This window comes from Pseudomonas sp. UTLPPB19802 (assembly GCF_059730225.1).
Map to the genome: position 1 here is coordinate 758,302 of NZ_AP048545.1, position 24,562 is coordinate 782,863.

General features: G+C 63.2%; 22 protein-coding genes. 11 read left to right on the top strand and 11 right to left on the bottom strand.

Features of this window, described 5'->3' with window-relative positions; genetic code table 11:
* Positions 1-38: 38 nt before the first annotated feature.
* Both aroE and hemF read right to left on the bottom strand, forming a co-directional pair.
* Positions 39-860 carry a shikimate dehydrogenase gene (aroE, locus tag AC6I6U_RS03380; RefSeq protein WP_497880654.1) on the bottom strand — a complete coding sequence of 274 codons (822 nt, stop codon included), beginning with the start codon at positions 858-860 and terminating at the stop codon, positions 39-41.
* Between the two features lie 78 nt (positions 861-938).
* On the bottom strand, positions 939-1,850 hold the full coding sequence (gene hemF / locus AC6I6U_RS03385) for an oxygen-dependent coproporphyrinogen oxidase (protein ID WP_497880655.1): 912 nt from the start codon (positions 1,848-1,850) through the stop codon (positions 939-941).
* A gap of 169 nt (positions 1,851-2,019) precedes the next feature.
* Between hemF and AC6I6U_RS03390 the strand changes: the two genes are divergently transcribed.
* Positions 2,020-2,997 (top strand): NADPH:quinone reductase, encoded by a 978-nt coding sequence (locus tag AC6I6U_RS03390; protein WP_497880656.1) that lies wholly within the window; start codon positions 2,020-2,022, stop codon positions 2,995-2,997.
* Between the two features lie 311 nt (positions 2,998-3,308).
* On the opposite strand, the gene tsaC is transcribed toward AC6I6U_RS03390, so the two are convergent.
* The 3 genes from tsaC to AC6I6U_RS03405 form a co-directional block, all read right to left on the bottom strand.
* On the bottom strand, positions 3,309-3,866 hold the full coding sequence (gene tsaC, locus AC6I6U_RS03395) for an L-threonylcarbamoyladenylate synthase type 1 TsaC (RefSeq protein ID WP_497880657.1): 558 nt from the start codon (positions 3,864-3,866) through the stop codon (positions 3,309-3,311).
* Between the two features lie 33 nt (positions 3,867-3,899).
* Entirely contained in the window at positions 3,900-5,000 is a 1,101-nt protein-coding gene (gene dprA / locus AC6I6U_RS03400) for a DNA-processing protein DprA (RefSeq protein WP_497880658.1), read from the bottom strand.
* Between the two features lie 103 nt (positions 5,001-5,103).
* On the bottom strand, positions 5,104-6,126 hold the full coding sequence (locus AC6I6U_RS03405; RefSeq protein ID WP_497880659.1) for a LysM peptidoglycan-binding domain-containing protein: 1,023 nt from the start codon (positions 6,124-6,126) through the stop codon (positions 5,104-5,106).
* Positions 6,127-6,279: 153 nt separating this feature from the next.
* Between AC6I6U_RS03405 and def the strand changes: the two genes are divergently transcribed.
* From def to AC6I6U_RS03430, 5 genes are all read left to right on the top strand, one after another.
* On the top strand, positions 6,280-6,786 hold the full coding sequence (def, locus tag AC6I6U_RS03410; protein ID WP_497880660.1) for a peptide deformylase: 507 nt from the start codon (positions 6,280-6,282) through the stop codon (positions 6,784-6,786).
* Between the two features lie 146 nt (positions 6,787-6,932).
* On the top strand, positions 6,933-7,877 hold the full coding sequence (fmt, locus tag AC6I6U_RS03415) for a methionyl-tRNA formyltransferase (protein ID WP_497880661.1): 945 nt from the start codon (positions 6,933-6,935) through the stop codon (positions 7,875-7,877).
* A complete protein-coding gene (gene rsmB / locus AC6I6U_RS03420) occupies positions 7,874-9,184 on the top strand; it encodes a 16S rRNA (cytosine(967)-C(5))-methyltransferase RsmB (protein ID WP_497880662.1) in 1,311 nt (436 codons plus the stop codon). Before fmt ends, rsmB begins: the two co-directional genes overlap by 4 nt.
* A gap of 51 nt (positions 9,185-9,235) precedes the next feature.
* Positions 9,236-10,609: a Trk system potassium transporter TrkA gene (gene trkA / locus AC6I6U_RS03425; RefSeq protein WP_497880663.1), complete on the top strand. Its 1,374-nt coding sequence runs from the start codon at positions 9,236-9,238 to the stop codon at positions 10,607-10,609.
* Between the two features lie 207 nt (positions 10,610-10,816).
* Positions 10,817-11,140, top strand: a complete 324-nt coding sequence (locus tag AC6I6U_RS03430) for a tetratricopeptide repeat protein (RefSeq protein ID WP_497880664.1) — start codon at positions 10,817-10,819, stop codon at positions 11,138-11,140.
* Here AC6I6U_RS03430 and AC6I6U_RS03435 read toward each other — a convergent pair.
* The 3 genes from AC6I6U_RS03435 to AC6I6U_RS03445 all read right to left on the bottom strand — a co-directional run bounded on the left by AC6I6U_RS03435 (position 11,127) and on the right by AC6I6U_RS03445 (position 12,932).
* Positions 11,127-11,372, bottom strand: coding sequence for a PilZ domain-containing protein (locus tag AC6I6U_RS03435; protein WP_497880665.1), 246 nt, complete (start codon positions 11,370-11,372; stop codon positions 11,127-11,129). The genes AC6I6U_RS03430 and AC6I6U_RS03435 overlap by 14 nt on opposite strands.
* A 71-nt stretch (positions 11,373-11,443) precedes the next feature.
* Positions 11,444-12,331: a lysophospholipid acyltransferase gene (locus AC6I6U_RS03440; RefSeq protein ID WP_497880666.1), complete on the bottom strand. Its 888-nt coding sequence runs from the start codon at positions 12,329-12,331 to the stop codon at positions 11,444-11,446.
* Positions 12,332-12,368: 37 nt separating this feature from the next.
* Positions 12,369-12,932, bottom strand: coding sequence for a DNA-3-methyladenine glycosylase I (locus AC6I6U_RS03445; RefSeq protein ID WP_497880667.1), 564 nt, complete (start codon positions 12,930-12,932; stop codon positions 12,369-12,371).
* 82 nt (positions 12,933-13,014) lie between these two features.
* Between AC6I6U_RS03445 and glyQ the strand changes: the two genes are divergently transcribed.
* The 4 genes from glyQ (at position 13,015) to AC6I6U_RS03465 (ending at position 17,419) form a co-directional block, all read left to right on the top strand.
* Complete coding sequence (gene glyQ, locus AC6I6U_RS03450) at positions 13,015-13,968, top strand: glycine--tRNA ligase subunit alpha (RefSeq protein WP_186686546.1); 954 nt, start codon at positions 13,015-13,017, stop codon at positions 13,966-13,968.
* Positions 13,965-16,022 carry a glycine--tRNA ligase subunit beta gene (gene glyS / locus AC6I6U_RS03455; protein ID WP_497880668.1) on the top strand — a complete coding sequence of 686 codons (2,058 nt, stop codon included), beginning with the start codon at positions 13,965-13,967 and terminating at the stop codon, positions 16,020-16,022. Before glyQ ends, glyS begins: the two co-directional genes overlap by 4 nt.
* 9 nt (positions 16,023-16,031) lie before the next feature.
* Complete coding sequence (gene gmhB, locus AC6I6U_RS03460; RefSeq protein ID WP_497880669.1) at positions 16,032-16,565, top strand: D-glycero-beta-D-manno-heptose 1,7-bisphosphate 7-phosphatase; 534 nt, start codon at positions 16,032-16,034, stop codon at positions 16,563-16,565.
* 83 nt (positions 16,566-16,648) lie between these two features.
* Positions 16,649-17,419 carry a lysophospholipid acyltransferase family protein gene (locus AC6I6U_RS03465; protein ID WP_497880670.1) on the top strand — a complete coding sequence of 257 codons (771 nt, stop codon included), beginning with the start codon at positions 16,649-16,651 and terminating at the stop codon, positions 17,417-17,419.
* A gap of 174 nt (positions 17,420-17,593) precedes the next feature.
* Here AC6I6U_RS03465 and AC6I6U_RS03470 read toward each other — a convergent pair whose 3' ends face one another.
* Together AC6I6U_RS03470 and AC6I6U_RS03475 are read right to left on the bottom strand one after the other, a co-directional pair.
* On the bottom strand, positions 17,594-19,216 hold the full coding sequence (locus AC6I6U_RS03470; RefSeq protein WP_497880671.1) for an MFS transporter: 1,623 nt from the start codon (positions 19,214-19,216) through the stop codon (positions 17,594-17,596).
* A gap of 215 nt (positions 19,217-19,431) precedes the next feature.
* A complete protein-coding gene (locus AC6I6U_RS03475) occupies positions 19,432-21,063 on the bottom strand; it encodes a GMC family oxidoreductase (RefSeq protein ID WP_497880672.1) in 1,632 nt (543 codons plus the stop codon).
* 135 nt (positions 21,064-21,198) lie between these two features.
* On the opposite strand from AC6I6U_RS03475, the gene AC6I6U_RS03480 reads away from it, so the two are divergent.
* Positions 21,199-22,086 (top strand): LysR family transcriptional regulator, encoded by an 888-nt coding sequence (locus AC6I6U_RS03480; RefSeq protein ID WP_497880673.1) that lies wholly within the window; start codon positions 21,199-21,201, stop codon positions 22,084-22,086.
* Between the two features lie 55 nt (positions 22,087-22,141).
* On the opposite strand, the gene gyrB is transcribed toward AC6I6U_RS03480, so the two are convergent.
* Complete coding sequence (gyrB, locus tag AC6I6U_RS03485) at positions 22,142-24,559, bottom strand: DNA topoisomerase (ATP-hydrolyzing) subunit B (RefSeq protein WP_497880674.1); 2,418 nt, start codon at positions 24,557-24,559, stop codon at positions 22,142-22,144.
* Positions 24,560-24,562 lie beyond the last annotated feature (3 nt).

A 24,562-nucleotide genomic window follows, 5' to 3' on the forward strand; every position in this document is an offset into this window, starting at 1 on the left:
GCGTTACAGCGAGCCCGCTCGCCACAGGTCGGCCACATTCAGAGCGCCAGCAGGCGCCGCAACTCCGCCAGTACCGGTGCCGTATCCGGACGTACACCGCGCCACAGCTCGAAAGCTTCCGCCGCCTGTTCGGCGAGCATGCCCAGGCCGTCCAGCGCCGCTGCCGCGGACTGTTCGCTGGCCCAGCGGCAGAACGCAGTCGGCTCCTTGCTGTACATCATGTCGTAGCAGACCGTCTTGCCGGGCTCGACCAGGCTCGGCGCAATCGGCGGCACATCGCCAGAGAGGCTGGCCGAGGTGGCATTGATGATCAGGTCCACCGGTTCACGCAGCCAGTCGAAACCACTGGCGGCCACCGGGCCCAGATCGGCGAACAGCTCGGCGAGCAATTCGGCCTTCTCGACGGTGCGGTTGGCGATCACCACCGATGCCGGCTGCTGCGCCAGCAATGGTTCCAGAGCTCCGCGTACCGCGCCACCTGCGCCCAGCAGCAGGATGCGCTTGCCTTGCAGGCTGAAGCCGGCGTTGACCTCGAGATCCCGCACCAGCCCGGCACCGTCGGTGTTGTCAGCCAGCAGGCTACCATCGGCCAGCTTGCTCAGGGTGTTCACCGCCCCGGCCCGTAGTGCCCGGTCGGTCAGGCTGTCGGCCAGGCGGAACGCCTCTTCCTTGAAGGGCACGGTGACGTTGGCGCCACGGCCTTCCTGGAAAAACGCCCGAGCGCAGCCGGAAAAATCATCGAGCGGCGCCAGCAACGTGCTGTAGTCCAGTTGCTGACCGGTCTGCTCGGCGAACAGGCGGTGAATCAGCGGCGACTTGCTGTGGCCAATGGGATTGCCGAAGACAACGTAACGATCCATCAAACAGGGTCCTGTGGTGGCTGGCGAGCCAGCGGTCAGATCAGTAGGGCACGGATTCCAGCGACAGAGGCCTTGCCCCTACACCGCCAGCCAATCGCGATCCTGCAGGAAGTACTCGGTCAGGCGCGCCTCTGCGCTGCCCGGCTCGGCCTTCCAGTCGTAGCCCCAGCGCACCTGGGGTGGCAGCGACATCAGGATCGACTCGGTGCGCCCGCCCGATTGCAGGCCGAACAGGGTGCCACGGTCGTACACCAGGTTGAACTCCACGTAGCGGCCACGACGGAATTCCTGGAATTCGCGCTGCTGTTCGGTCCAGGCCTGGGCCTTGCGCCGCTGCACGATCGGCAGGTAGGCGTCGATATAGGCATCGCCGATCGCCCGCATGAAGGCGAAGCAGGTGTCGAAGTCCCATTCATTCAGATCGTCGAAGAACAGGCCGCCAATGCCGCGAGGCTCGTTGCGATGCTTGATGTGGAAGTAGCTGTCGCACCAGGCCTTGTAGCGCGGATAGACATCCGCCCCGAATGGCGCACAGGCCTGCTCGGCGACGCGATGCCAGTGCACGCAGTCTTCCTCGTTGCCGTAGTAGGGCGTCAGGTCGAAGCCGCCGCCGAACCACCAGACCGGCTCTTCACCTTCCTTCTCGGCGATGAAGAAGCGTACGTTGGCGTGGGAGGTTGGCACGTGGGGGTTATGCGGGTGAATCACCAGCGACACCCCCAGCGCCTCGAAGCCGCGCCCGGCCAGTTCCGGCCGGTGGGCACTGGCCGAAGGCGGCAGGCCGGCACCGAAGACGTGGGAAAAATTCACCCCGCCTTTCTCGATGACCTGGCCATCGGCGATCACTCGGGTGCGGCCGCCACCGCCCGCAGGACGGGTCCAGGCGTCTTCGGCGAAACGTGCCCCACCGTCCTCGGTTTCCAGCGCAGCACAAATACGGTCTTGCAGGTCGAGCAAGTAGGCTTTAACGGCTTCGGTGCGGGTAGTCATGGCATCACCTTGAATCGGGCAAAACTACACGGCACGTCTGGCGTGCCGGCGGCAAAGGGCCCGTAGCATAACACCGCCCCCATGACCGTCGCAGTTGACGAAGGTCAAACGAAAGAGTCCGATAGGCAGTCTTCAGGCTTTGTAAGAAATCTGTTCAAGGAGAGTATCGATGGCCAAGCGAATCCAGTTCCGTGCCCATGGCGGCCCCGAAGTCCTCGAGTATGTGGACTACACCCCCGCCGATCCGGGACCGCAGCAGGTACGGGTACAGAACAAGGCCATCGGCCTGAACTTCATCGACACCTACTGGCGCAGCGGCCTCTATGCACCGCCGAGCCTGCCCTCCGGACTGGGCGACGAGGGCGCGGGGATCGTCGACGCGGTGGGCAGCGAAGTGACCCGCTTCAAGGTCGGTGACCGGGTCGCCTATGGCACCGGGCCGCTGGGCGCCTACAGCGAATTTCACCTGCTGCCGGAAGCGCACCTGGTGAAACTGCCGGAGCAGATCAGCTTCGAACAGGCCGCCGCGGTGATGCTCAAGGGCCTGACCGTGCAGTACCTGCTGCGCCAGACCCACGAACTCAAGGCCGGCGAGACCGTGTTGTTCCACGCCGCTGCCGGCGGGGTCGGCGCGCTGGCCTGCCAGTGGGCCAAGGCCATCGGGGCGAAGCTGATCGGTACCGTGAGTTCGCCGCAGAAGGCCGCCTACGCCAAGTCCCTCGGCGCCTGGGAAACCATCGACTACAGCCATGAGGATGTGGTCAAGCGAGTGCTGGAGCTGACCGATGGCAAGAAGGTGCCGGTGGTCTACGACGGCGTCGGCAAGGATACCTGGCTGACGTCCCTCGATTGCCTGGCGCCGCGTGGCCTGATGGTGAGCTTCGGCAATGCCTCGGGAGCGGTGGAAGGGGTCAACCTGGGGATTCTTTCAGCCAAGGGCTCGCTGTACGTGACCCGGCCGACCCTGGGTACCTATGCCAGTCAACCACAGCAGTTGCAGGCCATGGCCGACGAGTTGTTCGGACTGGTGATTGGTGGCCAGTTGAAGATCGAGATCGGCGCGCGGTACGGGCTGGCCGAGGCGGCCAAGGCGCAGATCGAGCTGGCGGGGCGGCGGACTACCGGGTCGACGGTGTTGTTGCCTTGAGGTAGCGATTCTGGCTGTTGCGGTGCAACTGTGCTGGGCGGGCCTGTGGATGAGTGGGGCTTTTGGGAATCACCAGGCTTTTACGCGGATGGCTTATTTGTGGCGAGCGGGCTTGCCTGCGCTGGGCTGCAAAGCAGCCCCAAAGCCTGAACGCCCGGTATGCCAGGTAGACCTCGTCGACAGGTTCCAGGGCCGCCTTGCGGCCCAGCGCGGGCAAGCCCGCTCACCACAAAAGATCTACTCACCACAAAAGCCTCGCTCGCCACACAGGCCCTGTTCAACACACAGGCCCGCTCGCAACAGGGTAGAGGCTACGACGGGCGTACGACCTTGCCCGTCGCCAGGTCGCGAATCAGGCTCGGGTTCTTGCGCCCGCCCAGGTGGCCGCCCAGTACCAGGTCCAGTTGCCCACGGAAATACTGCTCCACCCGCAACCGGGTCCTGGCCGCCGGCCGGCCCTGGGGGTTGGCGGAGGTAGAGATCAGCGGCCCCACCAGTGAGCACAGGTCGCGCACCAGCGGGTGATCGCTGACCCGCAAGGCCACGGTATCGTGCTGGCCGGTGATCCACTCGGGCAGCAGGTCCTGGTGCGGTACCAGCCAGGTGTTGGGCCCCGGCCAGGTACTGGCCATGCGGTCGACCCAGTCCTCGGGGAAGTCCTCGAACAGGAAATCGAACTGGCGGATGTTGTCCGCCACCAGGATCAGGCCCTTGTCCACCGAACGATTCTTGAGCGCCAGCAACCGATCCACCGCCTCTTCGTTCCAGGGATCGCACCCCAGCCCCCAGACCGCTTCGGTTGGATAGGCAATTACCGCTCCTGCGCGAATTTCTCGTGCGGCTTCTTGCACACGCCAACTCTTGACCATTGCTTGCTCTCCGGATTCAACGCTGGCGGCAGTTTAACCCATGCGGGCCAACCAGCGTCCGCCATCATTGGCAACCCGTCCCTCCAGTTCCAGCTCGGTCAGGTTCGCCAGCACCCGCGCCAGGCTCCAACCACAGGCCCGGGCCAAGGCTTCGCTGGTCTGCGGCGCGGCATGCAGCAAGGCCAGCAGCGGGTGGGTCGGCACTTCGGGCAGCACGCTGGCCGGCATCCGCTGCCAGCCCCGCAGGTTCTGCAGGATATCGTCGACCGTCTCCACCAGCACCGCGCCATCGCGGATCAACTGGTGACAGCCGCGCGCACCGGGATGATGGATGGAGCCGGGGATCGCATACACCTCGCGCCCCTGTTCCGCCGCCAGCCGCGCGGTGATCAGCGAACCGCTGGCGACGCTGGCCTCGACCACCAGCACACCCAGGGACAGGCCGCTGATGATCCGGTTGCGCCGGGGAAAGTTGCCTGGATGCGGCGCGCAGTCCAGGGGAAACTCGGAAACCACCGCGCTGCCCTGGGCCATCATGGCCTGCGCCAACGCACGATGGCGCTGTGGATAAAAATTCTCGATCCCGGTGCCGAGAACCCCGACGGTCAGCCCGCCAACGTCCAGCGCTGCCTGGTGGGCCACGCCATCGATGCCCAGGGCCAGGCCGCTGGTGATGACAAAACCGGCGGCGGCCAGGCTGCGGGAAAAGGCCGCGGCGGTGTCCAGGCCCGGCCGCGAAGCGCGCCGACTACCCACCAGCGCCAGCTGCGGCTTGTCGAGAATCGTCGGATCGCCGGCGACGAACAGCAACGGCGGAGCATCACTCAGTTCAGCCAGCAGCGCGGGGTAGCCGGTCTGGTCCCACATCAGCAAATGCTGGTCCGGCCGCTCTAGCCAGGCCAATCCGGCACTGGCACCGTCGCGCACGGCAGGGCTGCGGCGCGCTTCGGCGCTGCTCGCGGGCAGCCCCAGCGAGCGCCAGGCCGCCGCCGGGGCGCTCAGCGCGGAAGAGGCCGAACCAAAGGTTTCAATCAGGTGGCGGAAGCGCCTGGGCCCGATATCCGGCAGGCGATGCAGGCGCAGGCGGGCTTCCAGTTCCGCTGGCGACAGGGTGTTGCACACAGACAGCGACATCAGCTCATCCTTGATCCGTGGCAGTCGTGATCAATTGGGACAAGCTGTGGATAACTCTGTGAGTAACCTGTTCAGCAAACGGCCGCAGACGCTGCGAGCGCCGTTACGGATTGCGTACCTTGTCCTGCACTGCCAGCGACCGCGTGGCATTGAGTACCAAACCATAGCTGAGCTTTTCGTAGGTGCGGAACACCATCAACAGGCCGGAACGCTCGTCGGGAATCTTCACCAACTGCCCGTTCACCCGGTCGCGGACCGTCTCACCGGTCTTGAACACCGCGAGAACATTGCCTTCGGCCAATCCGTCGCGACGTCCCTTGTCGATCGTCACCACGTCCATGACGCCGATCTGTGTAACACCCCGTGGCACATCTATGATCACGCCGTTGACCTGGGACTGCGGTGCGCTCGGCATAAAGGTCGAGGTGATCGGCCGTTCCTCGCTGACGAACAGCCGGTCGCCGAGACGGACTTCCTCGGTGGTACGGCGCAGGGTCAGGGTGCCGACATCGCCCTCGGTGGCCAACAGCTCGCCGGTGCCGATGTCGTCGGCGTTGATACCGAGGAATTCCTTGGTCCGTGGGTCGGTGTAGACCTTGCCCTGGCGGAACAGGCCATACACGTTATGCGTCGGATCGAACGCACCGCGCGCATAGATCCGGTCGCCCATGCCGCTGAGCACCCGCTCGTTGCTACCGGCCAGGATGTACGGGGCGCGCTTGAACTCCTCGACGCTGTCGACGATGCGGTTGCTCAGCAGAAAGGCGTTGATCTTCTCCAGCGGGATGCTCGGAATCGCATCGGCCACCGGCGAGCGGCGCACCTGCGGTGACAGCTTGATGGTGCCACGGGACGCGCCGCGCTCGACCACCAGTCGCGGCTGGCCGTCGACGAACTGCAGGGTCAGGGTATCGCCAGGGTAGATCAGGTCGGGATTGGCGATCTGCGGGTTGGCATGCCAGATCTCCGGCCATTTCCAGGGTTCGCGGAGAAACTTTCCGGAAATGTCCCACAATGTGTCGCCACGCACCACGGTGTAGTGCTGTGGATAACCATCCTTGAGTTGCACTTGCGCCTGCGCGACACCGGTAAAGGCCAGCAGCAGGGCGAGTAGTGTTTTCCTCATGCAGTGAATCCCTTTATCATGTGTCTTCGCGTGAAACGCCAGAGCCCCCCGCGGCTCGCTCCCAGGGAGAACGTTTTACAACGGTAGCCGATCCCGCCGGGATGTTTCGGCAGCCGTCTCTGACTTTACCTCACATGTGCAGCAAATACGCCTATGGCCATTTTAAACATCCTCGAATTTCCAGACCCGCGCCTGCGCACCATCGCCAAACCCGTGGCCGAGGTGGACGACAAGGTTCGGCAACTGATCGATGACATGTTTGAAACCATGTACGAAGCCCCGGGCATCGGCCTCGCCGCGACCCAGGTCAACGTGCACCAGCGTATCGTGGTCATGGACCTGAGCGAGGATCGCAGCGAGCCACGGGTGTTCATCAACCCCGAGTTCGAACCGCTGACCGAAGACAAGGACCAGTACCAGGAAGGCTGCCTGTCGGTGCCGGGCTTCTACGAAAACGTCGATCGCCCGACCCGCGTGCGCATCAAGGCGCTGGACCGCGATGGCAAGCCGTTCGAGCTGGAAGCCGATGGCCTGCTGGCGGTGTGCATCCAGCATGAATGCGACCACCTCAACGGCAAGCTGTTCGTCGACTACCTGTCTACGCTCAAGCGCGACCGGATCAAGAAGAAGCTGGAAAAGCAGCACCGCCAGAACGCCTGATCCCACCAGATACCCTGTAGGAGCAGGGCTTGCCCGCGAATAGGCCTCAGAGATAGCCAAGAGCTTCGCGGGCAAGTCGGATCGCCGGCCCCTACAGAAAGCGGCATTACGACAATGTCCCGTCCTCTCTCAAGCGAGCCCTATCCATGACTGAGCCACTGCGCATCGTCTTCGCCGGCACTCCCGAATTCGCCGCCGAACATCTCAAGGCCCTGCTCGACAGCCCCCATGAGATCGTCGCGGTCTACACCCAGCCGGACCGTCCGGCAGGGCGCGGGCAGAAGCTGATGCCCAGCCCGGTCAAGCAGTTGGCGCTGGAGCACGGCATCACTGTCCTGCAACCGCCGACCCTGCGTAACGAAGCGGCCCAGGCCGAACTGGCGGCGCTCAAGCCGGACTTGATGGTGGTGGTCGCCTACGGCCTGATCCTGCCGCAGGTAGTGCTGGATATCCCGCGCCTGGGCTGCATCAACAGCCACGCCTCGCTGCTGCCGCGCTGGCGCGGTGCGGCGCCGATCCAGCGCGCGGTGGAAGCTGGCGACGCAGAAAGCGGCGTCACGGTGATGCGCATGGAAGCCGGCCTGGACACCGGGCCGATGCTGCTCAAGACCGTCACCCCGATCAACGCCGAAGACACCGGCGGCAGCCTGCATGACCGCCTGGCCGAGCTCGGCCCGCCCGCCGTCATCCAGGCCATCGCCGGCCTGGCCGCCGGCACCCTGGTCGGCGAAGTGCAGGACGACAGCCTGGCCACCTACGCCCACAAGCTGAACAAGGACGAGGCGCGCATCGACTGGCAGCGCCCGGCCGTCGAGCTGGAACGACTGATCCGCGCGTTCAATCCGTGGCCGATCTGCCACAGCAGCCTCAATGGCGAAGCCCTGAAAGTGCTGGCCGCCAGCACCGCCGAAGGCCAGGGCCAGCCGGGTGAAATTCTCGCCGCGAGCAAGGATGGCCTGATCGTCGCTACCGGCAACGGCGCGCTGTGCCTGACCCGCCTGCAACTGCCCGGTGGCAAGGCGCTGAACTTCAGCGACCTGTTCAACAGCCGCCGGGAGAAATTCGCCCTCGGTACGGTACTCGGCCAATGAACCCGCGCCTGGCTGCCGCCAAGGCACTGGCCGCCGTACTCAGCGGCAAGGCCTCGCTAAACAGTTCGTTGCCGGCGCAACTGGACAAGGTCGAGGCCCGCGATCGCGGCCTGACCCAGGACCTGGCATTCGGCGCCGCCCGCTGGCAGCCACGGTTGGCGGCGCTCGCGGCCAAGCTGCTGCAAAAACCCTTCAAGGCTGCCGACGCCGATGTCGAGGCGTTGCTGCTGGTGGGCCTCTATCAGTTGCTCTACACACGCATTCCGGCCCACGCCGCCATCGGCGAAACCGTCGGGTGCGCCGACAAACTGAAGAAACCTTGGGCCAAGGGTCTGCTCAATGCCGTGTTGCGCCGTGCGCAGCGCGAAAGTGCCGAGTTGCTGGCCGAACTGGAACGCGACCCGGTGGTGCGCACTGCCCACCCGCGCTGGCTGCAGAAGGCGCTGAAAGCCTTCTGGCCCGAGCAGTGGGAAGCCATCTGCGCGGCGAACAACGCCCATCCGCCGATGATCCTGCGGGTCAACCGCCGCCATCACAGCCGCGATGCCTACCTGCAGCTATTGGCCGACGCCTCGGTCGCGTCGCGGCCATGCGACTACAGCCGCGACGGCATCGTCCTCGACACAGCCTGCGACGTGCGCGACCTGCCGGGCTTTGCCGAAGGCTGGATCAGCGTCCAGGACGAGGCCGCGCAACTGGCCGCCGACCTGCTGGACCTGGCGCCCGGCCAACGGGTACTCGACGCCTGCTGCGCGCCGGGCGGCAAGACCTGCCATATCCTCGAAGCCCAGCCGCAACTGGCCGGGGTGGTCGCCGTCGACCTGGAAGCCAAGCGCCTGCTGCGCGTGCGCGAGAACCTCGACCGCCTCGGGCTACAAGCCGAACTGATCGCCGCCGATGGCCGCGACACTGCCAGATGGTGGGACGGCAAGCCATTCCAGCGGATCCTGCTCGACGCCCCTTGCTCGGCCACCGGCGTCATACGCCGTCATCCGGACATCAAGCTGACCCGCCAGGCCGACGATATCGCCGCGCTGGCCAGCCTGCAGGGCGAACTGCTGGATGCGATGTGGAATACCCTGGAAGTTGGCGGCATCCTGCTCTATGCCACCTGCTCGACCCTGCCGACGGAAAACACTGAAGTGATCGAGGCCTTCCTGGCCCGCACTTCCGGGGCCCGCGAGCTGGATATCCCCGGCAGTTTCGGCATCAAGCAGCCCCATGGCCGGCAACTGCTGGCGCAGGAAGGTGGCCACGATGGTTTCTACTACGCCAAACTGATCAAGATCGCCGCCGCCCGCGGCTGATCGAATTGGACGGGGCGACTCGAACGGAGCGACTGGGATGAAAGCTACCCGATGAAAATCATCATTCTCGGCGCAGGCCAGGTCGGCGGGACGCTGGCCGAACACCTGGCCAGCGAAGCCAACGATATAACCGTGGTCGACACCGATGGCGAGCGCCTGCGCGACCTCGGCGACCGCCTGGACATCCGCACCGTGCAGGGTCGCGCATCGTTTCCGACGATCCTGCGCCAGGCCGGCGCGGACGACGCAGACATGCTGGTGGCGGTGACCAACAGCGACGAGACCAACATGGTCGCCTGCCAGGTCGCCCATACCCTGTTCCACACCCCGACCAAGATCGCCCGGGTGCGCGAGTCGGCCTACCTGACCCGCACCGAGCTGTTCGACAACGACGCGATCCCGGTGGACGTGCTGATCAGCCCGGAACAGGTGGTGACCAACTACATCAAGCGCCTGATCGAAACCCCCGGTGCCCTGCAGGTGATCGACTTCGCCGAGGGCAAGGCGCAGCTGGTGGCGATCAAGGCCTACTACGGCGGGCCGCTGGTGGGCCAGCAATTGCGCCAGTTGCGCGAGCACATGCCCAACGCCGACACCCGCGTCGCGGCGATCTTCCGTCGCGACCGGCCGATCATGCCTCGCGGTGATACCGTGATCGAGGCTGACGACGAGGTGTTCTTCATTGCCGCCAAGGCGCATATTCGCGCGGTGATGAGCGAGATGCGCCGGCTCGACGAGAGCAACAAGCGCATCGTCATCGCCGGCGGCGGGCAGATCGGCGAACGGCTGGCCGAGGCGATCGAAAGCCGCTACCAGGTGAAGATCATCGAGATGAACGCCGGCCGTTGCCGGCAGTTGTCCGATACCCTCGACAGCACCGTGGTGCTTCAGGGCAGCGCCTCGGACCGCGACCTGCTGATGGAAGAGAACATCAACGATGCCGACCTGTTCCTCGCGCTGACCAACGACGACGAAGCGAACATCATGTCTTCGCTGCTGGCCAAGCGGATGGGCGCGAAGAAGGTCATGACCATCATCAATAACCCGGCCTACGTCGACCTGATCCAAGGCGGCGACATCGACATCGCCATCAGCCCGCAACTGGCGACCATCGGCACCCTGCTGGCCCATGTGCGCCGCGGCGATATCGTCAGCGTGCACTCGCTGCGCCGGGGTGCGGCGGAAGCCATCGAGGCGATCGCCCACGGCGATATGAAATCAAGCAAGGTGATCGGCCGGGCCATCGAGGACATCGCGCTGCCACCAGGCACTACCATCGGCGCAATCATCCGCGACGAGGAAGTGCTGATCGCCCACGACGACACCGTGATCCAGGCCGGCGACCACGTGATCCTGTTCCTTGTGGATAAAAAGCACATCCGTGATGTGGAGAAGCTGTTCCACGTGGGCTTGAGCTTTTTCTGACAGCCTTATCAGAAGCCGCCCCCAATTTGTGGCGAGCGCTTTTGTGGCGAGCGGGCTTGCCCGCGCTCGGCTGCAAAGCAGCCGCATAACCAGCCAGCCAGACTCATCTGACACACCGGGTGTCTAGGGTTTGGGGTCGCTTGGCGACCCAGCGCGGGCAAGCCCGCTCGCCACAAAAGCTATTCAGCCTTTAACAGGAGGATCGCAATGCTCGAATCACTGGAAAAGATGCTCGCCAAGGGTGTGGATAACTCACTGCTGCGCTTCGGCCTGGGCAAGGGTTACCTGGACCTCGGTGACCACACCCGCGCCGCCGAACACCTGCAGCGCTGCGTGGACCTGGACCCCAAGTACTCGGCCGCCTGGAAGCTGCTGGGCAAGGCCCATCAGGGTGCCGGTGATCTTGCTGCGGCGAGGCAGGCCTGGGAACAGGGGCTGGAGGCCGCCCGCAACCATGGCGACAAGCAGGCGGAAAAGGAAATGACGGTGTTCCTGAAGAAGCTGGAAAAGGCTGCGCTCAAAGATCAATGAAGCGCAGGCCGATGCCTTCGGCGTCGACCCGGATCACTTCCATTCGAATGCGCGGCGCGGCCATCGGCAGGCCTTGTACCTGGCCGTAGACCACCGCCCCGGTCGGCAACCGTGACAACCCCGGATGCTGCACATCGACACCCTGGCTGGACAGGTTGCGCGTGCGCCCCAGGCATTCGCCAATGCTCGGATGCTGGATCTTGATGCGCAGATAATTCTTGTTCTCGGACATCTTTGCGCCCTGGGAAAATCGCTGTGGATAAATCATCGGCGATGTTATCCACAGATCGCCAATAAATTAATTCAATACCAGCGCTGTTCGCCCGCCGGGCGTTTCTTGAAGCGCTTCATGCTCCACATGTACTGGCTCGGGTAGGCCCGCACATACCGCTCGACCACCTGGCTCATGGCCGCGGCCGATACTTCGGTGTCGGTGCTGTACATCTCCTGCGGTGCCGCTTCGAGGATCACCTTGAACCCCGAACCATCGGGCAGGCGCAGTGCGTGCAGGAACACCCCGACCGCCTTGCCGCCGGCGAGCATGTTCGGCACGAACTTGCTGGTCAGTGCCGTGGTGCCGAGGAACGGTACGAAGATCCCTGCGGATTCAGCCGGCTCCGGGTCGGCGGGGATGCCCACCGAACCACCCTTGCGCACTTCCTTGATGACGCTGAGGATGCCTTCCTTGGTCGAGGCCGCGACGCGGTTGCCCAATTGCACCCGTTGCTTGCGCAGCAGTTCATCGACCGCCTTGAGCTTGGGCGGACGGTAGAAAATGATCGGCTTGCACTGGCTGCAGTAGAAGTGGTTGAGCACTTCCCAATTGCCCAGGTGGCTGGTGATACCGACCACGCCCTTGCCCGAGGCCAACGCCTCCTTGAGTACGTCGAGGCCTTCGACCTCGCGCACCAGCGCGATCGAGCGCTCGGCCGGCCAGATCCAGGCGCAGGCGCTTTCGGTCAGGGACTTGCCGATATCCTTGAGGCTCTGCCCGACCAGTTCTTCACGCGCCACCGGATCGAGTTCGGGAAAGCACTTGGCCAGGTTGATCCGCACCACGTCGCGGGAACGGTTGGGCAGCTTCCACATCGCCCAGCCGATGGCCGAGCCGACACGCTGCACGGCACGCCAGGGCAGCATCGCGAACAACCGCAACGCCCCCACCAGCATGGCGCCTTTAAACTTTTCCACAGGTCACTCCCGGTGTGCTTGGCTAATCGTCAGCCGGCTATTGTAGCCGTGGCGCGGCCAGCGCGGCATAGCTATCACAATCGGTGGTGTGATCCATGACCATGCCCGACGCCTGCATGAAGGCGTAGCAGATGGTCGGGCCGACGAAACCGAAGCCGCGCTTCTTCAGCGCCTTGCTCATCGCCTCGGCCTCGGGGGTAACGGCCGGGACCTCGCTGCGGTCCTTGAAGTGGTGAATCTGCGGCAGGCCACCGACGAACGACCAGAGCAGGCTCACCGGATCTTCCAGCGCCAGCCAGGCACGGGCGTTGCGCCGTGCGGCCTCGAGCTTCAGGCGATTGCGCACGATGCCCGGATCGAGCAGGAGGGTCTCCAGGTAGCCGTCGCTCATGTCGGCGATCTTTCGCGCATCGAAACCGAACAGTACCTGGCGGTAGTGTTCGCGTTTTTTCAGGATGGTGATCCACGAGAGCCCGGCCTGGAACCCTTCGAGCAAAAGCAACTCGAACAGACGCTGCCCATCGCGCAGCGGTACGCCCCACTCCCGATCGTGATAGTCCTTGTACAGGGGATCGTCGTTGCACCAAAAGCAGCGTGGCATAAGGCTCCAGGGAGGCGGAGGCGCGACCGAATCGGGTATACTCCCGCCTTTTGAATCGCAGCCCAAGTAACAGGTGAATTTCGTGAGCCAGCCTACGCCAGCCGTGCGTACCTTCCAAGACTTGATTCTCGCCCTCCAGCAATACTGGGCCGAGCAAGGTTGTGTGGTACTTCAGCCCTACGATATGGAAGTAGGCGCCGGGACTTTCCATACCGCCACGTTCCTGCGCGCCATCGGCCCGGAAACCTGGAACGCCGCCTACGTGCAGCCAAGCCGCCGTCCGACTGACGGCCGCTACGGCGAAAACCCGAACCGCCTGCAGCACTACTACCAGTTCCAGGTCGTGCTCAAGCCCAACCCGGACAACTTCCAGGAGCTGTACCTGGGCTCGCTCAAGGCCGTCGGCCTCGACCCGCTGGTGCACGACATCCGTTTCGTCGAGGACAACTGGGAATCGCCGACCCTCGGCGCCTGGGGCCTGGGCTGGGAAGTCTGGCTCAACGGCATGGAAGTCACCCAGTTCACCTACTTCCAGCAGGCCGGTGGCATCGAGTGCTACCCGGTCACCGGCGAAATCACCTACGGCCTCGAGCGCCTGGCGATGTACCTGCAGGGCGTGGATTCGGTCTACGACCTGGTCTGGGCCGATGGCCCGTTCGGCAAGGTGAGCTATGGCGACGTGTTCCACCAGAACGAAGTGGAGCAGTCGACCTACAACTTCGAACACGCCAACGTCGAGAAGCTGTTCGAACTGTTCGATTTCTATGAAAGCGAAGCCAAGCGCCTGATCGAGCTGGATCAGCCGCTGCCGTTGCCGAGCTATGAAATGGTCCTCAAGGCCTCGCACACCTTCAACCTGCTGGACGCTCGCCGGGCCATCTCGGTGACCGCGCGCCAACAGTACATCCTGCGTGTGCGCACCCTGGCGCGTTCCGTCGCCCAAGCCTACCTGATGGCACGTGCCAAGCTGGGCTTCCCGATGGCAACCCCGGACCTGCGTGATGAAGTGTTGGCTAAGTTGGAGGCGGCACAATGAGTGCGCAAGATTTTCTGGTAGAACTGGGCACTGAAGAACTGCCACCCAAGGCCCTCAATACCCTGGCCGAAGCGTTCCTTGCCGGTATCGAGAAAGGCCTGCAGGCCGCCGGCCTGAGCTTCGAAGCCAAGCAGGTCTACGCCGCGCCGCGCCGCCTGGCGGTGGTGCTCAAGCAACTGCAGACCCAGCAGCCGGACCGCAGCATCAACCTCGACGGCCCGCCACGCCAGGCCGCCTTCGATGCCGAGGGCAACCCGACCCAGGCCGCCCTGGGCTTCGCCAAGAAATGTGGCGTCGAGCTGAGCGAAATCGACCAGAGCGGGCCGAAGCTGCGCTACAGCCAGAGCATTCCGGGCAAGCCGACCGCCAGCCTGCTGCCGACCATCGTCGAAGACTCGCTGAACGACCTGCCGATTCCCAAGCGCATGCGCTGGGCTGCGCGCAAGGAAGAGTTCGTGCGTCCGACCCAGTGGCTGGTGATGCTGCTCGGTGACCAGGTCATCGACTGCACCATCCTCGCCCAGAAGGCCGGCCGCGAGTCCCGTGGCCACCGTTTCCACCACCCGGAAAACGTCCGCATCGGCTCGCCGGCCAGCTACCTCGACGACCTGCGTGCCGCCTACGTGCTGGCCGACGCCAACGAGCGTCGCGAGCTGATCAGCAAGCGCACCACCGAGCTGGCGACCCAGCAGGAAGGCACCGCGATCATGCCGCCGGCGCTGCTCGACGAAGTGACCGCGCTGGTCGAATGGCCCGTGCCACTGGTGTGCTCGTTCGAGGAGCGTTTCCTCGACGTGCCACAGGAAGCCCTGATCACCACCATGCAGGACAACCAGAAGTATTTCTGCCTGCTGGACGTCGATGGCAAGCTGCTGCCGCGCTTCATCACCGTGGCCAACATCGAGAGCAAGGATCCACAGCAGATCATCGCCGGTAACGAGAAGGTCGTGCGCCCACGCCTGACCGACGCCGAGTTCTTCTTCAAGCAGGACAAGAAGCAGCCACTGGCCGACTTCAACCTGCGCCTGCAGAACGTGGTGTTCCAGGAGAAGCTGGGCAGCGTCTATGACAAGGCCGAGCGCGTCTCGAAGCTGGCCGCGTTCATCGCGCCACGCATCGGCGGCGATGCCCAGCGCGCAGCCCGTGCCGGTCTCCTGTCCAAGTGCGACCTGGCGACCGAGATGGTCGGCGAGTTCCCGGAGATGCAAGGTGTCGCCGGCTACTACTACGCCCTCAATGATGGCGAGCCGGAAGACGTCGCCCTGGCGCTGAACGAACAGTACATGCCGCGCGGTGCCGGTGCCGCCGAACTGCCAAGCACCCTGACCGGTGCCGCAGTGGCGATCGCCGACAAGCTCGACACCCTGGTCGGTATCTTCGGTATCGGCATGCTGCCAACCGGCAGCAAGGACCCGTACGCCCTGCGTCGTGCCGCCCTGGGCGTGCTGCGCATCCTGATCGACAAGAAGCTCGACCTCGACCTGATCGAGACCGTGGCCTTCGCGGTCAGCGCGTTTGGCGCCAAGGTCAAGGCTGCCGGCCTGGCCGAGCAGGTATTGGAGTTCATCTTCGATCGCCTGCGTGCCCGTTACGAAGACGAAGGCGTCGACGTTGCCACCTACCTGTCTGTCCGTGCCCTGAAACCGGGCTCGGCCCTGGACTTCGACCAGCGCGTCCAAGCAGTGCAGAAATTCCGCCAACTGCCGGAAGCCGCAGCCCTGGCTGCCGTGAACAAGCGCGTATCGAACCTGCTGGGCAAGGCCGAGGGTGGCATCGCGGCCACGGTCGAGGCGAAGTACTTCGACAACGCCAACGAGTTCTCGCTGTACTCGGCGATCCAGCAGGCGGACCAGGCTGTCCAGCCGATGGCCGCCGCCCGCCAGTACAACGAGACGCTGGCACGCCTGGCCGCCCTGCGCGAGCCGGTGGACGCGTTCTTCGAGGCGGTGATGGTCAATGCCGAGGACGCCAACGTGCGGGCCAACCGCTACGCGCTGCTGGCGCGCCTGCGTGGCCTGTTCCTGGGCGTCGCCGACATTTCGCTGCTGGGCTGAGGACGCGACTTGAAGCTGCTGATACTCGATCGCGACGGTGTGATCAACCAGGACTCCGACGCCTACATCAAGTCGGTGGAGGAATGGATTCCGATCCCCGGATCGATCGAGGCCATCGCGCAGTTGAGCAGGGCGGGCTGGACGGTGGCCGTGGCCACCAACCAGTCCGGCATCGCCCGCGGCTACTACGATCTTGCGACCCTGGATGCCATGCACGAGCGCCTGCGCTCGCTGGTGGCGCAACAGGGTGGCGAGCTCGGGCTGGTGGTGTATTGCCCCCATGGGCCGGACGAGGGCTGCGATTGCCGCAAACCCAAGCCCGGCATGCTCAAGACCATCGCTGCGCATTACGGTGTCGAGCTACCTCGACTATGGTTTGTCGGCGACAGCCTGGGTGACTTGGAAGCTGCCACAGCCGTCGATTGCCAACCCGTTCTGGTAAAGACCGGCAAGGGCGAGAGAACCTTGGGGAAAACCCTGCCAGCGGGCACCCTGATCTTTGACGATCTGGCTGCCGTCGCCGCTGAACTTATCCACAACTAGCGCCTTTCTGACTTCCTGACCAAGGATTGTTCAGGGGTTCACTTATTAACAGGCGGGCAATGCCCGCAACGGTAAATGTCGCTATGTCGATCCTGCAGGCCATCAGAACCTTTTTCTTTTACCTGCTGCTGGGCACCAGTTCGCTGCTGTGGTGCTCCCTAAGCTTTTTCATCGCGCCTTTCCTGCCGTTCAAGGCGCGATATCGCTTCATCAACGTGTACTGGTGCCGCTGCGCACTGTGGCTGGCCAAGGTATTCCTGAATATCAGGGTCGAGGTGAAGGGCGCGGAAAACGTTCCCGAGCGGCCCTGCGTGATTTTGTCGAACCACCAGAGCACCTGGGAAACGTTCTTCCTGTCGGCCTATTTCTCGCCGCTGAGCCAGGTGCTCAAGCGTGAACTGCTGTATGTGCCGTTCTTCGGCTGGGCCATGGCCATGCTGCGACCGATCGCCATTAACCGCGATAACCCGAAGGAAGCGCTCAAGCATGTGGCGAAGAAGGGCGATGAGCTGCTCAAGGACAACACTTGGGTGCTGATCTTCCCGGAAGGTACCCGCGTCCCCTATGGCACCGTCGGCAAGTTTTCCCGCGGCGGTACCGCCCTGGCAGTGAACGCCGGGCTGCCGGTACTGCCGATCGCCCATAACGCTGGCAAGTACTGGCCGAAAACCGGCTGGGCGAAAAAACCCGGTACCATCACCGTGGTGATCGGCGCCCCGATGTTCGCCGAAGGCACCGGCCCACGGGCCATTGCCGACCTGAACGAACGGGCCCAGGCCTGGAACGAGGACACCCAGCGAGAAATGGGCTCACTGCCGCCGGCTGCGGCTGCAGAAGCGCCCAGCGCTGCCTGACCGATCTGTGGATAACTTGTGCACAAGATTTTGATATTTCTCGAAAAAGTCACGTAAGTAGATGATTTAAATACTTATTTCCTTGTATGACTTTCCAATGAAGATCGTGCATAAGTTTTTCCAGGCAATAAAAAAACCGGCGTTAATGCCGGTTTTTTTATGCCTGCGAATTCCTCAGACCTTGTCGATATCCACATCCCGGGTTTCTTTCAGGCAGAACAGCCCGACTACCAGGCTGACACCGGTGATCAGCACCGGGTACCAGAGGCCGTAGAAGATATCCCCGGTGTAGACCACCAGTGCAAAGGACACGGTCGGCAGGAAGCCGCCGAACCAGCCGTTACCGATGTGGTAGGGCAGGGACATCGAGGTGTAGCGGATCCGGGTCGGGAACAGTTCGACCATCACTGCCGCCAGCGGGCCGTAGGTCATGGTGGCGATCAGAATCATCAACACGATCAGCAACACCACCATTGGTTCATTCACAGAACCGGCCTCGGCCTTGGACGGATATCCGGCCTGGGTGATCGACGCACGCAGCGCGGCCTCGTCGAAGCCGCTGATCTTCTGTTCACCGACGGTAACCGTCACCTCGCTGCCCGGCGCCGCGGATTGGGCGCTGTAGGGCAGGCCCTGCTTGACCAGGAAGGTCTTGACCTTGTCGCAGGGGCTGTCGAAGCGCGCCTTGCCCACCGGATCGAACTGGAACGTGCAGCCGGCCGGGTCGGCCATCACCACGATCGGTGCCTGGCGACTGGCGGCATCGATCTGTGGATTGGCGTAATGGCTCAGCGCCTTGAACAGCGGAAAGTAGCAGACCGTCGCCAGCAACAGGCCAACCATCAGGATCGGCTTGCGGCCGATCTTGTCCGAGAGCCAGCCGAACAGGACGAAGAACGGAGCGCCGATCACCACGCTGATGATCAGCAGGGTATTGGCCTGGGCTGGGTCCATCTTGAGCATCTGGGTCATGAAGAACAGCACGTAGAACTGCGCGGTGTAGAACGTCACCGCCTGCCCGGCGTTGATGCTGAAGAGGGCTGTCAGCACGATCTTGAGGTTTTGCCAGGAACCGAACGATTCACGGATCGGCGACTGGCTGGCCTTGCCCTGGGCCTTCATCTTCACGAACGCTGGCGACTCATGCATGCTCATGCGGATCCAGGTGGAGATCCCCAGCAGGACAATCGACAGCAGGAACGGTAAACGCCAGCCCCAGGTTTCGAACTGGTCGCCACTGATGTAGCGGCTGGCCAGGACCACCAGCAACGACAGCAGCAGGCCGAGGGTCGCGGTAGACTGGATCCAGCCGGTGTGTAAACCACGCTTGCCAGCAGGTGCATGCTCGGCCACGTAGGTTGCGGCGCCACCGTACTCGCCACCCAGCGCCAGCCCCTGGAGCATGCGCAGCAGCACCAGGATGATCGGTGCGGCGATGCCGATACTGGCGTAGGTCGGCAGCAGGCCGACGGCGAAGGTCGACAGGCCCATCAGGATGATGGTCATGAGGAAGGTGTACTTGCGGCCGATCATGTCGCCCAGCCGGCCGAACACCAACGCGCCGAACGGCCGTACCAGGAAGCCGGCGGCGAAGGCCATCAGGGCGAAGATGAACGCGGTGGTGTCGTTGACCCCGGCGAAGAATTGCTTGCTGATGACGGCCGCCAGGGCGCCGTAGAGAAAAAAGTCATACCACTCGAAAACCGTCCCGAGGGATGACGCGAAAATGATCTTGCGCTCTTCCTTGCCGCTGCTGGTAGAGACAGACGCCGACTGTTGCTGGATGTAGTCCGACATGAGTGATGTCCTCGGCCTCGTGGGCCACAGTGATTATTCTTGTTGTTCCACTGTGGATTCCGGCTGACCGCCACCGGAACCCGTGTCTTGCTCTGCTACTGCTTTCCCTTAAGCCTCCATTGGTTTTGCTGTAGGAGCAGGGCTTGCTCGCGAATGGGCCTCCACGATCGCTAGAAGCTTCGCGGGCAAGCCCTGCTCCTACAGGCTGGCGGTGGTCATGCCATCACCGCCTGTGCGCCCGCGCGCACATCCGCCAGGATCATCTGTGCCGCCTTCTCGGCAATCATCACCGTCGGCGAACAGGTATTGCCCGAGGTGATCTGCGGCATGATCGAGGCATCGGCCACTCGCAAGCCCGGTACGCCATGCACGCGCAAGCGGGCATCCACCACGTCGTGCACGCCGTTGCCCATGCGGCAGGTGCCCACGGGATGAAAGATGGTGGTGCCGATCTTCGCTGCCGCTTCGTGCAATTGTTCCTCGGTTTGCAGCGCCGGACCGGGGAGGTACTCCTCGGGCGAGAATGGACGCAGGGCAGGGGAGGCAACGATGCGCCGGGTCAGGCGGATGGAGTCGGCGGCGACTTTCAGATCCTCGGGATCGCTGAGGTAATTGGGATCGATCAAGGGTGCCGCTGAGGGATCGGCCGAACGGATATCGATTCGCCCGCGGCTTTGCGGGCGCAGGTTGCACACCGACGCGGTGAAGGCCGGGAACTGATGCAGGGGCTCGCCAAAACGCTCCAGCGACAGCGGCTGAACGTGATACTGCAGGTTCGCCGAAGCCTGCTCCGGGCTCGACTTCACGAACGCGCCCAACTGACTCGGCGCCATTGCCAGCGGCCCGCTGCGGTCATAGAGATAACGCAGGCCCATGCCAGCCTTGCCCCACAAGCTGTTGGCCATCTGGTTGAGGGTGCGGGCATTACTGAGTTTGTAGATCAGCCGCAGTTGCAGATGGTCTTGCAGGTTGCCACCCACACCTGGCAGTTCGTGGCGCACACCGATCCCCAAGCTTTCCAGCAACGGGCGCGGACCGATGCCGGAGCGCTGCAGAATCCCCGGCGAGCCGACTGAACCGGCGCAGAGGATGATTTCCCGACGGGCCGGGAACAGATGCTCTTCACCTTGCCAACGCGCCAGCACCGCCGTCGCCCGACCATTTTCCAGGTTGACCCGGTCGACCTGCACATCGGTCAGAACGGTCAGGTTGGGTCGTTTGAGCACCGGCCGCAGGAATGCCTTGGCCGAGTTCCAGCGTACCCCCGAGCGCTGGTTGACCTGGAAGTATCCACACCCCTCGTTATCCCCAGTGTTGAAATCACTGACGCCGGCAATGCCGTTTTGCGCCGCCGCCTCACGGAACGCATCAAGGATCGGCCAGGAGTAACGCTGCTGCTCCACCCGCCACTCGCCCGAGCCATTGTGGAATTCGTCGGTACCGCCGAAGTGGTTCTCGCTGCGTTTGAACAACGGCAGCAGGTCGTTCCAGGCCCACCCCGGATTGCCCTGTTCAGCCCAGCGGTCATAGTCACCGGCCTGGCCACGCATGTAGATCATGCCGTTGATGGAGGAACAGCCGCCCAACACCTTGCCCCGTGGATAACTCAGGCTGCGGCCTTGCAGGCCGGGTTGGGATTGGGTCTTGAAGCACCAGTCGGTGCGCGGGTTGCCGATGCAGAACAGGTAGCCGACCGGGATATGGATCCACGGGTAGTTGTCCCGGCCACCGGCTTCAAGCAGCAGCACGTTGTTGCTCGGGTCGGCGGACAGCCGATTGGCCAGCACGCAGCCAGCAGGTCCAGCGCCGACGATCACATAGTCATGGGGCAAATGGGCTGATGCCATCGCAGACCTCGTCCTTATTGTTCTTGTATCAGCCCATGTTATTGATTAGTTTCGGGATGAAAACCTTCGTTTTTACGCAAGTGCTGTGCGTTTTCAAACAGGGCAAGTGAACGCCTCGATCTACAAGGAAGGTCCATGTTCGACTGGAACGATCTGCGGTTTTTCCTCGAGCTACAGCGTAGCGGGCGCTTGCTGACGGCGGCCAAGCGGCTCAATACCACCCATAGCACCGTCGCCCGGCATATCGAGACGATCGAGCAAAGCCTCGGGACGGCCTTGTTCGTCCAGCACGCCCAAGGCTACGAACTGACACCCGCCGGCCATGCCCTGCTCAAGCATGCGGAGGCGATGGAAAATGTCGCGCTGCTGGCCCAGGAGGAGATCACCCAGGCCATCGCACCGCTGGGAAAGATTCGCCTGGGCGTGACCGAAGGCATCGGTATCATGTTCCTCACTTCGCGCCTCGGTGCCTTGTTCGAGCGCTACCCTGGGCTGGAGGTGGAGCAGGTGGCGGTACCGCGCTTCGTCAGCATCCTCAACCGTGAAGCGGAGATCAGCATCCACCTCGACCGGCCGCACGCCGATATGCTGATCACCCGCAAGCTCACCGATTACCGCCTGGCACTCTATGCCAGCCCCGACTACCTGGCCCGGGCACCGCGCCTGGCCAGTCGCGACGACCTCGCACAGCACCAGTGGATCGGTTATGTCGATGACCTGCTGTTCAGCCAGGAGCTGCTGTTCCTCGATGATTTCTGCCGTTCGCCTAATGTGACCTTCCGCAGCACCAGCGTGATCGCCCAGCAGATCGCCGCAAGGGCAGGGCTGGGAATCGCGGTGCTGCCCAACTACATGGCCAAGGATGATCCGGAACTGGTGCGGGTCCTGCCCCAGGAAACGATCCAGCGCAGTTACTGGATGAGCACCCGCCGGGAGTTGCACAAGTCGGTAAGGTTGCGAGTGGTGTGGGATTTTCTGCTGGAGCTGTGCGCGAAGGAACAAGAGATATTGCTGGCCGATTGAGCCAATAAAAAGCCCGCTTGCGCGGGCTTCTCTTTTAACAGCGAACCATCAGGAATCAGAAGTCCAGGTTGGCCACTGCCAGGGCGTTGCTTTCGATGAAGTCGCGGCGCGGTTCGACCGCGTCGCCCATCAAGGTGTTGAAGATCTGGTCCGCAGCAATGGCGTCTTCGATCGTCACTTTCAGCATCCGGCGAACGGTCGGGTCCATGGTGGTTTCCCACAGCTGGTCCGGGTTCATCTCACCCAACCCTTTGTATCGCTGGATGGTGTGGCGCTTGGTGCTTTCGGCCATCAGCCAGTCCAGGGCCTCCTTGAACTCGGTCACGGCTTTCTTGCGTTCGCCACGCTGGATGTAGGCACCTTCATCAAGCAGGGAGCCTAGTTGCGTGCCCAGGGTGACCACAGTCTTGTAGTCGTTGCTGCCGAAGAAGTCGCGGTTGAAGGTGACGTAGCTCGACAGGCCGTGGGAGATCAGTTCGACCTCCGGCAGCCAGACATTACGCTCACGGTCTTCCCGCAGGCTGGCCTTGTAGACCAGGCCGGATTTCTCGCTTGAGCGCAGGCGCGCATCGTACTTGGCCAGCCACTCCTGCATGGCAGAGTGGTCAGCCAGTTGCTCAAGGCTCACCGCCGGCAGGTAGAGGAAGTGCTCGGTCAGCTCCTGTGGATAGATACGCGACAGGCGCTTGAGGGTCTTCATCACCATGCGGAAGTCATTGACCAGGCGCTCCAGCGCTTCGCCGGAAACGCCCGGTGCGTCTTCCCCCAGGTGCAGGCTGGCATCTTCGAGGGCCGACTGCGTCATGTATTCTTCCATGGCGTCGTCGTCCTTGATGTACTGCTCCTGCTTGCCTTTCTTCACCTTGTACAGCGGTGGCTGGGCAATGTAGATGTAGCCGCGCTCGATCAGCTCGGGCAACTGACGGAAGAAGAAGGTCAGCAGCAGGGTACGGATGTGCGAACCGTCGACGTCAGCATCGGTCATGATGATGATGTTGTGATAACGCAGCTTCTCGATGTTGTACTCTTCGCGGCCGATGCCACAGCCCAGCGCGGTGATCAGCGTGCCCACTTCCTGGGACGAGATCATCTTGTCGAAACGGGCCTTCTCGACGTTGAGGATCTTGCCCTTGAGCGGCAGGATCGCCTGGGTACGACGGTTACGACCCTGCTTGGCGGAACCGCCTGCGGAGTCACCCTCCACCAGGTACAGTTCGGAAAGAGCAGGGTCCTTTTCCTGGCAGTCGGCCAGCTTGCCCGGCAGGCCGGCGATATCCAGCGCACCTTTGCGGCGGGTCATTTCACGGGCCTTGCGCGCCGCTTCACGGGCACGGGCGGCGTCGATCATCTTGCCGACCACCAGCTTGGCTTCGTTGGGGTTCTCCAGCAGGAAGTCGGAGAAGTACTTGCCCATCTCCTGTTCGACCGCGCCCTTGACCTCGGACGACACCAGTTTGTCCTTGGTCTGCGAACTGAACTTCGGATCCGGCACCTTGACCGAAATGATCGCAGTCAGGCCTTCACGGGCATCATCACCGGTGGTGGCGACCTTGTGCTTCTTCGCCAGACCTTCCTGCTCGATGTAGTTGTTCAGGTTACGGGTCAGCGCGGAACGGAAACCCACCAGGTGGGTACCGCCATCACGCTGGGGAATGTTGTTGGTGAAGCACAGCAGGTTCTCGTTGAAGCTGTCGTTCCACTGCAGGGCGATTTCCACGCCGATGCCGTCCTCACGCTGGACGTTGAAGTGGAACACCTGGTTGACCGTGGTCTTGTTGGTGTTCAGGTATTCAACGAAGGCACGCAAGCCCCCCTCGTACCTGAACATCTCTTCCTTGCCGGTGCGCTCGTCACGCAGCAGGATGCCGACACCGGAGTTGAGGAAGGACAGTTCACGAATCCGCTTGGCCAGGATGTCCCAGCTGAAGTGGATATTCTTGAAGGTTTCGGCGGAAGCCTTGAAGTGGATCTGGGTACCGGTGGTTTCGCTGTCGCCAACAATCGCCATCGGAGCCTGGGGTACGCCGTGGACATAGGTCTGTTCCCAGATCTTGCCGCTGCGGCGGACGGTCAGTACCAGCTCTTCAGACAGGGCGTTCACGACCGATACACCCACACCGTGCAGGCCGCCGGATACCTTGTAGGAGTTGTCGTCGAACTTACCGCCGGCGTGCAGCACGGTCATGATGACCTCGGCTGCGGAGACGCCTTCTTCCTTGTGCACATCGACCGGAATACCGCGGCCGTTGTCGCGAACGGAAATCGACTCGTCCGGGTGGATGGTCACGCAGATGTCGTCGCAGTAGCCAGCCAGTGCTTCGTCGATGGAGTTGTCGAGCACCTCGAACACCATGTGGTGCAGACCGCTACCATCATCGGTGTCGCCAATGTACATACCGGGACGTTTGCGTACGGCATCCAAACCTTTCAGCACCTTGATGCTGTTCGAGTCGTACGTATTTTCTTCGCTCATGCC